This is a genomic window from Ruegeria haliotis, assembly GCF_013377785.1.
Classification (GTDB): Bacteria; Pseudomonadota; Alphaproteobacteria; order Rhodobacterales; family Rhodobacteraceae; genus Ruegeria; species Ruegeria haliotis.
Genome location: NZ_JABXWT010000001.1, coordinates 865,659 through 878,063 on the forward strand (window position 1 = coordinate 865,659; position 12,405 = coordinate 878,063).

Genomic DNA, 12,405 nt, shown 5'->3' on the forward strand with positions numbered 1-12,405 from the left:
ATTTTTAAGTAATAGCCAATTCCTTATCCCTCATTTACTCCCCCTTGAGGAACCTCAAAGCCCAATTGAACCGCCTGGCAAGAATTCTTACTTAAAACAAAGCTACGGCTGCATTTACTGAATCTATGGATTCTACGACCCTCATCTCCGTTTTCTGCGTCGCCGTTCGAGGGGCTTGTCAGTGGAGGGTAGGCAGAGAGTTGCTCTTTAGCTGTGATTCAAGAAAAGGCGGCAAAGCACAGAAAGCGGACTTTGCAAAGTCTCGCGTGCGCCCGATTGCCGCCGTTGAGCTCCACCAATCAATACTGCGTCGCGGCCCACCGAACCGGACCTCGGTGAGTTGGGCAGCATCTTGAGACTTCGAACAACTACAGCACGGAAAATACTGTCATTTTCCAATTGACGGGAAGCTCTTGAGCCATCTTAATCGATGCCAGTTAAAGGGAATAGCAATGCCTCATACAAGTGATAGAGAACGGCTCAGAAGGGCCATGAACAGCATAGATGATGGTAGATCAATTCTTGTTTTGGGGGCCGGCTTCAGCCTTGGCGCTGAAAACATTATTGGCGAAAGCATGCCGTTGGCAAACGACCTTGCAAAAATTCTATCAAATGAACTTGGTGAAGATGAGGGCTCTGGGCTGGAGGAGATAAGTGGTCTGTATCTGGATGAAAGAGAACGTACAGACCTCTTAGATCTTCTTAAGGGAATGTTCACGTGCAAAGAGCCCAACGAAGCTCAGCGAAAAATTTCAACAGCTCCGTGGAAGAGAATTTATACGACAAACTATGATGACGTTGTGGAATCATCATGGAATAAAGGCGATATCGCAAGTCCAACTCGATCATCAGACCCGCGGAGCTTGAAAGACGGTCCCTGTTGCATACATCTGAATGGGTTCATTGGAACTGTGAATGTCAGCAATTTTGATGAAGAAATAATGCTGACTGATGTACAATATCTAACCAATGAGCTGAGAGATAGTCCCTGGGCCGGTAGACTCAGAGCTGATTTCCATTCAGCAAGGAATATCTTTTTTGTTGGCTATTCTCTGTACGACTTTGATATTTCAAAAATATTGTTTGATAGCGCTGCGTCTCCAAAAAACATATTCTTCATCCAATATGAAAAACTGAGTCGGGCGCAAACCGTCAAATTTGAAAGATTTGGAGAACTGCATCGAATTGGTGTGAACGAGTTCAGCGAGCTCTTGGAGAATCGAGACAGACATCAAGACGAAAGTCTGAAGCACGGTTTTCTGTCTAACTTTACAGAATATGATCTGGAGAGCGTCTACCCCGAAAAACCGGGGATCGAAGTGATGCGACCATTCCTTTCCAAGGGGGACGTCAAACTCAACTGCATTTCGTGGGATATTGCACAACAGGCGGAGGATTACCGGGTGTTCCGTCCGGCAATGGAGTCAATATCACCCGTGTCACTTGCTGCTGGTTCAACGGCCATTATTGCCGGAGATATTGGAAGCGGGAAGAAGGTTTTATTGGAGGAGATTGCGCTTACTTTTTACCAAGCGCAGTTCAGGTGTTTCTACTTCGACGGGCTTTCGGAGGATTTGGCAGACGATATCGAATACTTGGAGAATGCAAGCTCCAATTCCGATGTTTTGATCGTGTTTCCAGATTACTACAACCACGAAGCGCATTTGAAACTTGTTCGTGCCGGAGTTCCCAAAGCAGTCGTTGTGACCACAAGCACCATCGCAGCGTTGGAGCTTAGTCGTTCCAAGCCGTTTGACGGTGATAATGATGTGTTAACGGTTAACTTAGAGCGGCTCTCGCCCAGGGAGGTTGAGGCATGGGATACCTTACTCGATAATTACGCGCTTTGGGGCGACCGGGCAGGTGACAGCCCAGCCAAGCGGAGAAGATTCATCCAAGTCGATTGCGGCGCGCGGCTGAGAGACCTGATGTTATTTTTGTTTGGGCAAGAGCAGATCAAAAATGAGATCAAAGCTGTATTTCTAGATGCAAAAGAATCTGGGGCGGAAGCTAGGGCACAACTAGTCAAGTACCTTGCAATAAGTGCATCTAGCCACGATCCGTCTTTCTCTGAAGTTCAAGAAATTTTGGGTTTAGCATTCGCTCGCATCGTCACCCTTGGACGGGCAAAATGGACCTACGAACTTCTTACTGTGGAAGGGGGCCGGAGAAAGATGACTTCGTCAATCTTTGCGCAGTACCTTCTTCGAGAGTTTGTTTCTGACCGTGAAGTTTTAGACGAACTTGCGGAGCTTGCGACCCAATTGGATCAAGCAGCCCGCGGCAACACAAACTTCTCTAAGTTAAAGAACTTTCCCAAGCGTTACTCGTTTGTAGAAAGGTTATTCGCAGACAAAGGAAAGCGAGAAAAGCTCGTCGAGTATTATGAGACTTTACGACAACGAGGCCTCGGAATTAATGATCCTCAGTTTTGGCTCCAGTACGCCATCGCGCGAATGTCATTCAAGGACTATCCTGTAGCAAGGGACCTTTTTGATACAGCATATGCCAAAGCCGGTGGAATGACAGACTACGACACATACCAGATTGACAACCATTACGCGCGTTTTCTTTTAGAGTCATCGGTTCAGGGCGCTGATTGGATTGCCGCTGAGGTGAACTTTTGGCATGCGCATGAGATACTGCTAAAACAGATGAGTTCAAAAAGGCAGGGACACTACCCATACAGAGTCGCTTCTAACTATCTGGATTTTGTAGAAAAGTTTGAATCGGATATGTCGCAAGAAGATCTCTCGGGCTTTGTTGGTGCTTGTCGCGAAGTCGAGGATTTCCTCAAACAGCTGAAAGGCGATGTTACGCGGAATGCATACGTAAAGAAATGTCTTCACCGAATACCGAGAGCGATTGAGTACGCTGAAGAGGCGGCGTTTGGTTGATACTAGTGAAGGAGGTAAGTTCACTAGCCCGACTTCAGATTGTCTGTTCTCGGTGAATGTTTGATCTAACAGTGCATAGGTAAATAACTTGTTCTTTCCGTCCTGAGCATGGAACCCTGTCGTCCGCTTTCAACTTTGAGTGGCCTAGGCGCTTGCAGCATCCGGTGTGGGCAGAGATGGCGGCAATGGGCTCAACTGTAATCTGAGGTCAAGAGGCGGATTTCACTTGGTGGCATGGCCGCTTTCAAGTTTTGAGTGTGTGCATTTCGCCCTTGGCTGGGTATTGTCGGGCTTATTGATATCCGTTCTGACAAAACCGACACAACCGACAGAACCCAAAGACGGACAGGTTTTGTCGGTTGTGTCGGTTTTGTCATTAGCCTTTTCACGTGCCTGCCTGGTGGATCACTGGATTGACGATGTAGAGACGAGAGCGACGTCCCCCATTTGGGCTCGCTGGTTGCTCAATCATTCGCACAATATCTCCTTCTTCCAATGCCTTGATAACCGGATTTAAATCACCTGCTGTTGCCAATCCCGACCGATCCAAGCGCAAGACCTCGCGCGACGTGAAGCGCTCCCAGCCTAGGTCCCGGATCACGGCCACCAACCGACGTGCGGCACGCTCGGTTTTGGACAGAGACGCGGTTGCGTAAGCGCGCTGTGCCATTGGCAAAGCATAGGATTTGATGAACATCGCTGCCCGATCAAACTCTTCTGCGCTGACCTGGTGTGCCTCTTCGTCAATGCCGGTCGCCCAATCCAGGTAAGACAGCACCAGGGCGAGACGAATGGTCATCCCCGGGAGCTTGCCTATATAAGATAACAGCAACCCGTCTGCCTGAGCCTCCAAATCCCTTACATAGCTACGTAACGTATCGAGCCGGTCGCGGGCCTCTTCCGTAAAGGGAATGAGCCAAGGCCGCGTGACATCGAATTCGTCTGTTACCATACGTAGGGACAAAAGCCTGTTTATCGCTCGTTCGATAAACGCATCGTCCGGTGTGGATTGCGGGCGCTTGATTGGAACCGGATCAGGCCAGATCGGCGTGAACCGCGCCAACAGGCCATCATCATCGGAGTTCATCAGCAATCCGTTCAACTTGTCCGGTTGGATGCCGCCCACAACGCCAATGGACAGTCGGTCTATGTATACGGGATCACGCCCCATACGTTCGACCGTATAGGCACGCCCCCCATAAGCTTCGAGCCAGAAGGGTCGATCCGACCCACCCCCGGAATAACGCGTCATGCCTTGCAGCCACCCGGCCAGTTCATCGCGTGCCGCCAATGTCCCACGTGCCTGCTTTTCCAGAATGACCGCTAAGCGTTCTACGGTGCCATCAGCGACGCACAGACGCGGAAGAAACGGCTCTTGACCAGGATTGGCCGCGTCGGGCCGTTCGGGCGGCGTGGAACCATCCTTGATTGCGGCCTTGGTTGCTTCCTTCCAGGTGCTTTCGGCAATCTTGGCAATCTCTGCCGCTTCGCGCCATTGAGCAAGTTCGCCTTCGGCGCTCTTTCGCATTTCTCGTTCCGCCTTGCGTTGCGGCGCTAACACCGCATCCAATCCAGGGGATTTCCCACTGGACGGCAAACCAATCGCAATCGTCCACAGGATCGGCGGTTCCGACCATCCTGCCCAGGGAGAGACCCAGCGGGTATTTCCGATCAATGACCCGGCAACGGCCAGCAATGCCGCTACAACGTAATCTGGTAGCGAAGATTTGGCCTCCGCTGCCGCCGTGATCCACTGCGCCCACTTCGATCCAAAGACCTCTTCCAGTGGGAGCTTTGGTGCAGCCGCGCGTTCATCCCGCAAAAACCGCGATGCCGGTTCCGGCCAGTCTAGCGAAAAACTCTCTTCTCTCGGATAGATCGTCATTGAGCCTTCACCTTTCCGGTCAAAACGTCGTTCCAGTCATATCCGTCTGGTGCGGGCAGCAGAGAAACACGCCACCCCAAGGCATAAGCGCGCTGCGCCAACACTTTCGCCGCATCGCGCCCAACAGCATCCCCATCCGGGGCAATTACCAAATCGCCAGGGTGATCCGGCAGTCGCAAAGCCTTCATGCCGTTTGCGCTCAGGGCCGCCCAAACCTCCAAGGGGCCACCCATCAGACCGGAAAGAAGCGACAGCCCGGTTTCGATCCCTTCCGTTACCACGAGCCTACCCGGGGTATGGGTAAGCCGCACCGCGCCACCTTTGGTTGCCCCGAGCATAGCCTTACTCGGGGTATACTTGGATTTGCCCGTGCCATCGCTGCACAGGTATGTGCGATGCAACGCATCCAGGTTGCTACCTGTGACCCGGCCTATGAGTGCCGGGAGCCTTTTGGCCGATGGATGCCAGCACGTATCCAGATAACGCAGGCTGGTTGGTAATGGGCATGTAATGCCGCGCTTGCGTAGGTAGGTTTCGGCTAGAGTTCCGTGAACCGACCCTGCGTCTTGCCAAACAGATCGAGCGATATCCGCGCGACGTTGGTTGTGGAGGTGCTCTATTTCGCGGCGTTTGCGCTCAATCTCTCCATCACGCGGCAGGACCTCTTGTCGGTCGCCCGCCAGTCCCAAACCTTTGAGCGCGTCCAGAACATGCACGAAGCTGCATCCTGCGTGACAAGTCAGCAAAAGCTGACCTGTGCGCCCGTTCGCGATGCTCAAGCTTGGCGAGCGGTCTTGATGAGCCGGACAACAGGCAACGCCAGACCGTCCGGACCAACGCCCACCCAATGCGCGTGTTATGACCTCCGCTTCCATCAGTTCCAGCCCCCGGTCCTGAATGCTTCCGGAAGAGCGGCAATCTCGGGCAGCGGGACGCCCTCCAACTTGTGCTGGAGTCGCGATAGGGAATTTCGAGTGGTGCAGTAACCCAAAGTCCGCCACCGCGCTCCAACACAGGTTTTTAGTGTTACACGTTGTTGGAAGAGCCATTGCAGGTCATCCCTGCACACGGCGACGCGATAACGGCCACGGCGGAACAATTCACCTTTGTAAAAGTCAGAGGTTTCCCGATGGTCTGATTTTTGCGTGGTAGCAATAGCTTGCAGAGTTTCGTTCATTGGTCACACCACCTCGCTTGCGCGGCTATCAAGCCAGGACAAAACTTCGGACTGACGCCAGCCGACTGCGCGTTTTCCAAGCTTGATGGGTTTGGGGAATGTACCGTCTGCAATCATTGCGTAGATGGTTGACCTGGAAAGGCCGACCAGGGTTTCCACATCTGGCCTGCGATAGATTTTGTCGTGCATTTCAATTTGCCTCTTCGAGCGCCGCGCCATTTCTTTTGACGCGAACTGTTGTCGGCAGTATCGAGAAAGGCAGGGATTTCTCTAATTCCTAACTTCCCGTCGGTTCCGGTGTTGGCGCATCGGGGCCGACACGAAGCGCCTACTGCCTGTAAGCGCCGCGTAAGTCCGAATAAGCACAGCGAGAAACACCTGCCAACACACCGCCAGGAAGAGTGCAAAACGCTTTTTTAACAAAGCCTTGCGTAGAGTATTGGGGGACTGTGTAGGAAAATCATGGAAAATGCAGGTTTTGTGGACGGAAATCCTAAGCGACTGATTTTACTTTATTCTTTTTTCAGGAAAATTTCCCAGGCACCCATCATTTTGCGTCGGCGCTCCAATGCGTCGGTCCTGCGGTAGGCGCGAACAACCATGCTATCGACGTTATGCGCAAGCGCGAGCTCTGCCATATGGTGGTCATACCCTTCCTCAGCAGCCCAATCGCGGAAGGTTGAGCGCAACCCATGCGGCACGGCAGGTGAACCACTTTTGACGTCAAAATAGCCTGAGCCGCCTTTTTCAAGATTGGCCTTGTGCATCTTCCGCATGACGGATGACAGCGCCATATCCGACAACATGCCACCTTTGGCGGCAAAGAACACGTAAGTCGAACCCTCAAGGCGCGGAAGCCCTTGCAGCAGGGCAATCATGGAATTGGTCAATGGGACGCGGTGCTGACGCCGTGCCTTCATGCGCGCCGCCGGAATGGTCCAATGTCCCGCTTCAAAATCCACTTCGTCCCAGGTCATGCCGCGTATCTCGCCAGAGCGTGACGCGGTGAGCGCTGCAAACTGCAAGGCTTTGATCGACATACCATCCCGGCTCGCCAGATCAGCCCACCAACGCCCGGTATCCTTCTGCGCCAAAGCGGGGTGGTGCTTCACGCTCGCAACTTTGCTAGGTTTGGGCAGAATTTCCGATAAGTTGCCTTTCCACCGGGCCGGATTATCCCCAATCCGCATTTCGTTCACGGTCGCCCAGGACAAGACCTTTTCAATACGTCCGCGCAAGCGGCTGGCGGTTTCGGTTTTTTCTTCCCAGATCGGCTTGAGAACCGACACGATATCTGTGACGTCAATGTTCTCTACGGCCATGTGGCCAATCACGGGAATAGCGTATGTGTCGAGTGTCGCGCGCCATTGTTTCTTGTGCTTTTCGTTTCGGAACTCTGCAAGTTTTGCGTCCAGATACTTTTCAACAACGCTTGCAAAGCCGGTGTCCATTCGGGATTTGCGTTTGTCGGCAAGGGGGTCGCCACCCAAATACACTTTGCGCTTGTTGTTGACCGCCTGCTCCCGCGCCATGGATAGCGTCACAAGCGGAAAGTTCCCAAGGCCAATCTCTCGGCGCTTGCTGGAAATCACGATCCGCTGAACCCAATGCTTGCGACCATCATTGTCGATCCGTAGAAACAGACCCATACGGCTGTTGTCGAAGTATTTGCCAGGCTTGGAGATGTTTTTGACAAAGGTTGCTGTGAGTGGTTTGCCTGCTGCCATAAAGTTGCGTGCCCCGTATTCTAATCCACCATCTTATCCCCCATTCAGTGCTGGATTTCATTGGAATTCACAAGACCTTTTGGGACACTAAAGTGGAAAAAAACTGTTTATTAAGTTGATCTTATGGGGCTACAGAAGACTTCTCCGGAACACCGAATGGCTGCCTGTCTCTCCGCCATTTACTGTATGTAAGTATTTGTTTTGAATTTTTCTTACTGCAGTTAAAATCAATCCCTCAAGTATACAAAATCCGAATTGAGCGGCTTGGCACGAAATCCCACCTGAACAAAGCTATGACCGCATTTTTGACCAAATGGAGTCAGCGACGCTCACGTCGACTTTTTGCGCTGTCGTTCGAGAGGCCTGTTATTGGAGGATGGATCGACGAGTCCGCTCTTGCCATGGCTTAGAGGCCACTTGGCTGCCGGTCGCTGCAACCGCAAATCCGAGCGGCAGGAAACTTACACATCGCGGTTAATAGCTGCCGCTTAAGGTACGTTGCGCGGCGCCTGGTGTCCGTCTCTTCTGTGCAATAGGAACATGAACTTCCGATGAGCATGTTGTGCCGTCACTCGTCAGCATCCGCTGCAAGTAGATGCTCCTTAATCCTTTGAAATCCATATCCAATGTGAATTCGCTGCACGAAGCCCACCTCAGATAACCCTCCTTGCTGAAGAGCATCATTTAGTTCGTTCAATTCGAGAATGAGTCCTGTCGCCGCGTCTGCCTCTGCCAGGGTTGCAATCCGATACCATGTACTGGCTGCCTGATAGTAGGATTGCTGCCAGAAGGACTGTAAAAGAGTGTTGCCGATCAAATCCGTCACCAGATTGTGCAGTTGGTGATTGAGTTCAATATACCGCTTGGGTGAAAACTGTTGCTGAAGCGCCTTGCTGTCATCCAAGAGCTGTTTGGCGCAGGCCTTGTTCGCCTCGCTGATCGGTTTTGCTGACATTGAGCCAAACAATGTCGCCAGATGCATGCGCATTTCATAAACATGGCGAATTTGTTCGTCCGACAGCTCGATAACCACGGTGCCTACGCCATTGCATGTTTCCACCAGCCCAAGGTGTTTTATTCGGCTTATGGCGTCCCGAACCGGAGTACGGCTGACCCCGAACTCCGCAGCCAGCTCTGCCTCTTTCAGTTGGCTGCCAGGGGGGTATTTTCGAAAGCAAATACGCCGAATAATCTCAGATTGCATGATGCCGACCGACGGCTTTCGCTCGCCGAAACTATCCGGAGTAAATTCGATATCCAGATTTTCCATGTCATTCTCCGAGAGTTACATAACGTTGTTAGTGGAATTTGGTGATCGTTTTAAGGTTTTCCTGCCATTGACCCTCGGAACTCGCTGCCTTTTTCTCTGCTCCATGAGAAAATACCAGCCTCCTTTTCGCCCATGCGACACTTCGTTCCCAAGTAGATTTTCAATATCGGCATGATCCACAGGTGTATACATGTGTCGGGATAATGTGAGAATTTTGCATATTCTATACCATATGACATACTAGCTGTACACACCTAGTGACTATTTTGGCGCACTTCGAATCGATTTCCGACGCGGAGGTTCGCCTTAGTTCCGCATCAACATGGGGGGAGACTTCATGCGATTGAATACCCTGATCAAGACCAGTGCCGTGGCGCTTGGGCTTGCATTTTCGACCACGTCCGTAGCTCAGGCTGAAGAAATCATTCTTGGCCACGTTATGGACACGCAGCATATTTTCCACTCGGTTTCCGAGCGGTTTTCGGCACGTCTGGACGAGCTGTCCGGCGGCACGATGACAGTTGATTATCACCCCGGCGGCGATCTCGGCGACTGGACTTCGATTGTCGAGCAGGTCGCACAAGGTGCGGCGCATATGACGATGTCGTGGAACCACTCCGAACTCGACCCGCGTTGGGACGTTTCGGTTCTGGGCTATGTCGCAAATGACTGGGAAACCGGTCGCGCAATCTATGGCCCCGGTTCGGTGATGATGGATGTCTACAACGGCATCATGAGCGACCTGAACATGGTTCTTCTGGGCACGATCCCGACCGACTTTACCGGCTTTGTCGTGCGCCAAGGCGTTGACACACCGGTGAACTTTCCTGCCGATGCCGAAGGCTTCAAAATGCGGGTTCCGGGCATGCCGATGGCGATTGAACGCTATCAGGCGACCGGCTTCTCGGCTGTTCCAATGGCGTTCTCTGAGGTGCATACAGCGCTGCAAACCGGCGCGATTGATGGTCGGGCCTATTCCCCGCCATCCGAAGTGCTGCTCTTCAAAGATGTTCTCAACGCGTATGTCTTTACCCGTGAAAACTTTGAGCACACATTCTGGACCGCCAACAAACAGTGGTTTGAAGGTCTGAGCGATGAGCAAAAAGGCTGGGTTCGCACCGCAGCGGACGAAGCTGTGACATGGGCCTGGGAAAACGCCGAAGCCGAGAGCCCCAAGTGGTTCGAGCAAATCGAAGAAGCCGGCATCGAGGTCATCGAATTGACCCCCGAGCAACTGGCAGCTTACCGCGAAAAAGTTGTGGCCGTTGAATACCCGTATATGGAAGGCGTCCTGGGCGCCGAAGTAATGGGTCAGATCAAGGCCGCCGCTGGCGTCGAATAACCTGATTATAATGCGCGCGGGTCTCATCCCGCGCGCATTTGCATGTCTGGGAGGAAGGTCATGTCCAAGGAGTTACTGCACACTGACAGCCTGAGTGACGTCAATGTGCCTGAACCGATTGTCCCGGTTCCAACCAGCGATAATGGTGACGCGTCCGTCTACCGTTCGCTGGGGTGGGTGTATGCCCTTGAAGCCAAGCTTGCGTGGCTCATGAGGGTCATCCTGTTTGTTGCGATGATCTCTTTGGGTTTGTTGATGGCGGCGCAGGTTTTCATGCGTTACGTCATTTCTCTGCCATTTCTGGGAATGGAAGAGATGGCACCGATGCTGGCTGTCTGGATCTACTTTTTCGGCATGGCCTATTGCTCGCGCGAGCGGGATCACATCGAGGGTGGTGTGATGGCGTTGCTGACACACAACCGCACAGTTCTCCTCAGCTTGCGCCTATTGGGCTCGATCATCTGTCTGGTCGCCCTCGTGGTTTTTCTGAAATTTGGTTACGACTTTGCGTCGTTCAATATTCAGGTGAACCGTAAAAGTTCTTATATGCGCCTGCCGAAATACCTTTGGGATTTCAGCATGATCTTTGGCCTTGGTCTGATGGTTTTCTACATGATGTTGCAGATCTTCCTCGAGGCACGTGCGTTGTTTACCGGAAAGGGAGGCGAGTAAGATGGCATTCTTTTTTGTCGCGATCCTGCTGATTGTTTTACTGCTGTTGATCGAAGTTCCGGTTGGATTTGCATTTGGCGTCGGCGCGCTGGCTTATGGGGCTCTGCTTGGTACGGATACTTCATTCCATACCGGATTTGGCTATACGCAAGTCAGCGCCTTTTCTTTGTTGGCTATTCCCCTGTTCATCATGTCCGGCACCTTGATGGGTGCGTCGGGCATTTCGGAATGCCTGTTGGATTTTGTAAATTCCTTCGTCGGGCGATTCAAAGGTGGTTTGGGTGCAGTAACGGTCCTGACATGTGCTTTGTTTGGCGCCATTTCTGGGTCTGCCTCGGCGGCGATTGCCGCAATCGGCAAGATCATGGTGCCCCGCATGATCAAGGAAGGGTACCCGCCCGGACACGCAACCGCGCTTGTGGCTGTGTCGTCGGTTCTGGCGCTGATGATCCCACCCAGTATTCCGATGATCGTGTTTGCCATTGCGATCCGTGAATCTGTGGCCAAGTGTTTCCTTGCGACCATGGGGTCGGGGGTGTTGTTGGCACTGATTTATTGTGGCCTGAACTTCTGGTTCCTGCGCAAAAACGAAACCATCACGGTCGAGGAGCCCTTGTCGCCGCGCGATACCATGTGCGACATCGCCAAGACCGGCAAACGGGCCAGCCTTGCCATTTTGATGCCCGTCATTGTTCTGGGTGGTATCTATAGCGGGATCGCCACCCCGACCGAAGCGGGCGCCGTGGCGCTGGTTTACACCTTGATCGTTGGCGTGCTGATCTATCGGACGCTGCCCTTTGACAACCTGTTCAACTCAACCGTTGAAGCGGCCCGCCTGACGGGCTCGATCATCATGGTGCTGTTCTTCTTGTTCATCATGAGCCGCGGTATGATCCTGGCCAAAGTGCCGACGCAGTTTGCCGGCGTTCTGTTGTCCATATCGGAAAACAAGATCGTCATCCTGCTGTTGATCAATTTGTTGCTTCTGATCATGGGCATGATCATTGACGATGTCTCCGGCGAAGTTCTGGCAGCAATTATCCTGTTGCCCGTCACACAGAAAATCGGTTTGGATCCTATCCATTTTGCGGCCATCGTCGGCACCAATCTGGGTTTGGGAAATATCTCGCCACCCTGCGCGCCGCTGTTGTACATGGCGGGAGGTGTGACCAAACAACCGCTGTCAACTTATGTCGACCCAACGATGAAGTTCCTGGTGTTTGGCCACTTGCCGATGGTCTTTATCGTGACGTTCATTCCACCGGTTGCATTGTTCCTGCCAAGCCTTCTTGGATAGTGCATATCCCTCGTTCCCCTCGCCTTCGGGCGAGGGGACACCCTTTCGGATTTCTATACCTCTTTCAAAGGTCAATGTGATCCGGTTGGGCTTAGTTGTCTGGAAAATGAATACCACAGCTCACCTACGCAAACTTTC

9 protein-coding genes are annotated in these 12,405 nt (G+C 52.5%); 4 read left to right on the forward strand and 5 right to left on the reverse strand.

Annotated elements, in window-relative coordinates; all coding sequences use genetic code 11:
* Positions 1-491: 491 nt before the first annotated feature.
* The gene (locus HW561_RS04285) at positions 492-2,897 is read left to right on the forward strand and encodes an SIR2 family protein (protein WP_176861970.1); all 2,406 of its coding nucleotides are present in this window, start codon (positions 492-494) and stop codon (positions 2,895-2,897) included.
* Between the two features lie 385 nt (positions 2,898-3,282).
* Here the strand turns inward: HW561_RS04285 and HW561_RS04290 are convergent, their stop codons facing one another.
* The 5 genes from HW561_RS04290 to HW561_RS04310 form a co-directional block, all read right to left on the reverse strand.
* Complete coding sequence (locus HW561_RS04290) at positions 3,283-4,782, reverse strand: DUF3987 domain-containing protein (RefSeq protein ID WP_176861972.1); 1,500 nt, start codon at positions 4,780-4,782, stop codon at positions 3,283-3,285.
* On the reverse strand, positions 4,779-5,498 hold the full coding sequence (locus HW561_RS04295) for a DUF7146 domain-containing protein (protein ID WP_328803252.1): 720 nt from the start codon (positions 5,496-5,498) through the stop codon (positions 4,779-4,781). The genes HW561_RS04290 and HW561_RS04295 overlap by 4 nt, the downstream gene beginning before the upstream one ends.
* A gap of 464 nt (positions 5,499-5,962) precedes the next feature.
* Positions 5,963-6,148 carry a helix-turn-helix transcriptional regulator gene (locus HW561_RS04300; protein ID WP_176861976.1) on the reverse strand — a complete coding sequence of 62 codons (186 nt, stop codon included), beginning with the start codon at positions 6,146-6,148 and terminating at the stop codon, positions 5,963-5,965.
* Positions 6,149-6,471: 323 nt separating this feature from the next.
* The gene (locus HW561_RS04305) at positions 6,472-7,686 is read right to left on the reverse strand and encodes a tyrosine-type recombinase/integrase (protein WP_176861978.1); all 1,215 of its coding nucleotides are present in this window, start codon (positions 7,684-7,686) and stop codon (positions 6,472-6,474) included.
* A 568-nt stretch (positions 7,687-8,254) separates the two neighbouring features.
* Positions 8,255-8,956: a GntR family transcriptional regulator gene (locus HW561_RS04310; RefSeq protein WP_176861980.1), complete on the reverse strand. Its 702-nt coding sequence runs from the start codon at positions 8,954-8,956 to the stop codon at positions 8,255-8,257.
* A gap of 337 nt (positions 8,957-9,293) precedes the next feature.
* Here HW561_RS04310 and dctP point away from each other — a divergent pair, with 337 nt between their 5' ends.
* From dctP to HW561_RS04325, 3 genes are read left to right on the forward strand one after another with little or no spacing between them, the layout of a single operon-like run.
* Positions 9,294-10,298, forward strand: coding sequence for a TRAP transporter substrate-binding protein DctP (dctP, locus tag HW561_RS04315; RefSeq protein WP_176861982.1), 1,005 nt, complete (start codon positions 9,294-9,296; stop codon positions 10,296-10,298).
* 60 nt (positions 10,299-10,358) lie between these two features.
* The gene (locus HW561_RS04320) at positions 10,359-10,970 is read left to right on the forward strand and encodes a TRAP transporter small permease (protein ID WP_176861984.1); all 612 of its coding nucleotides are present in this window, start codon (positions 10,359-10,361) and stop codon (positions 10,968-10,970) included.
* Between the two features lies 1 nt (position 10,971).
* Positions 10,972-12,267, forward strand: a complete 1,296-nt coding sequence (locus HW561_RS04325) for a TRAP transporter large permease (protein WP_176861986.1) — start codon at positions 10,972-10,974, stop codon at positions 12,265-12,267.
* The last annotated feature ends 138 nt before the right edge of the window (positions 12,268-12,405 follow it).

Coding starts and splice junctions, on each gene's coding strand:
- HW561_RS04320 (WP_176861984.1), top strand. CDS start 10,359: ATGTCCAAGGAGTTACTGCACACTGACAGCCTGAGTGACGTCAATGTG.
- HW561_RS04300 (WP_176861976.1), bottom strand. CDS start 6,148: ATGCACGACAAAATCTATCGCAGGCCAGATGTGGAAACCCTGGTCGGC.
- dctP (WP_176861982.1), top strand. CDS start 9,294: ATGCGATTGAATACCCTGATCAAGACCAGTGCCGTGGCGCTTGGGCTT.
- HW561_RS04285 (WP_176861970.1), top strand. CDS start 492: ATGAACAGCATAGATGATGGTAGATCAATTCTTGTTTTGGGGGCCGGC.
- HW561_RS04290 (WP_176861972.1), bottom strand. CDS start 4,782: ATGACGATCTATCCGAGAGAAGAGAGTTTTTCGCTAGACTGGCCGGAA.
- HW561_RS04325 (WP_176861986.1), top strand. CDS start 10,972: ATGGCATTCTTTTTTGTCGCGATCCTGCTGATTGTTTTACTGCTGTTG.
- HW561_RS04305 (WP_176861978.1), bottom strand. CDS start 7,686: ATGGCAGCAGGCAAACCACTCACAGCAACCTTTGTCAAAAACATCTCC.
- HW561_RS04310 (WP_176861980.1), bottom strand. CDS start 8,956: ATGGAAAATCTGGATATCGAATTTACTCCGGATAGTTTCGGCGAGCGA.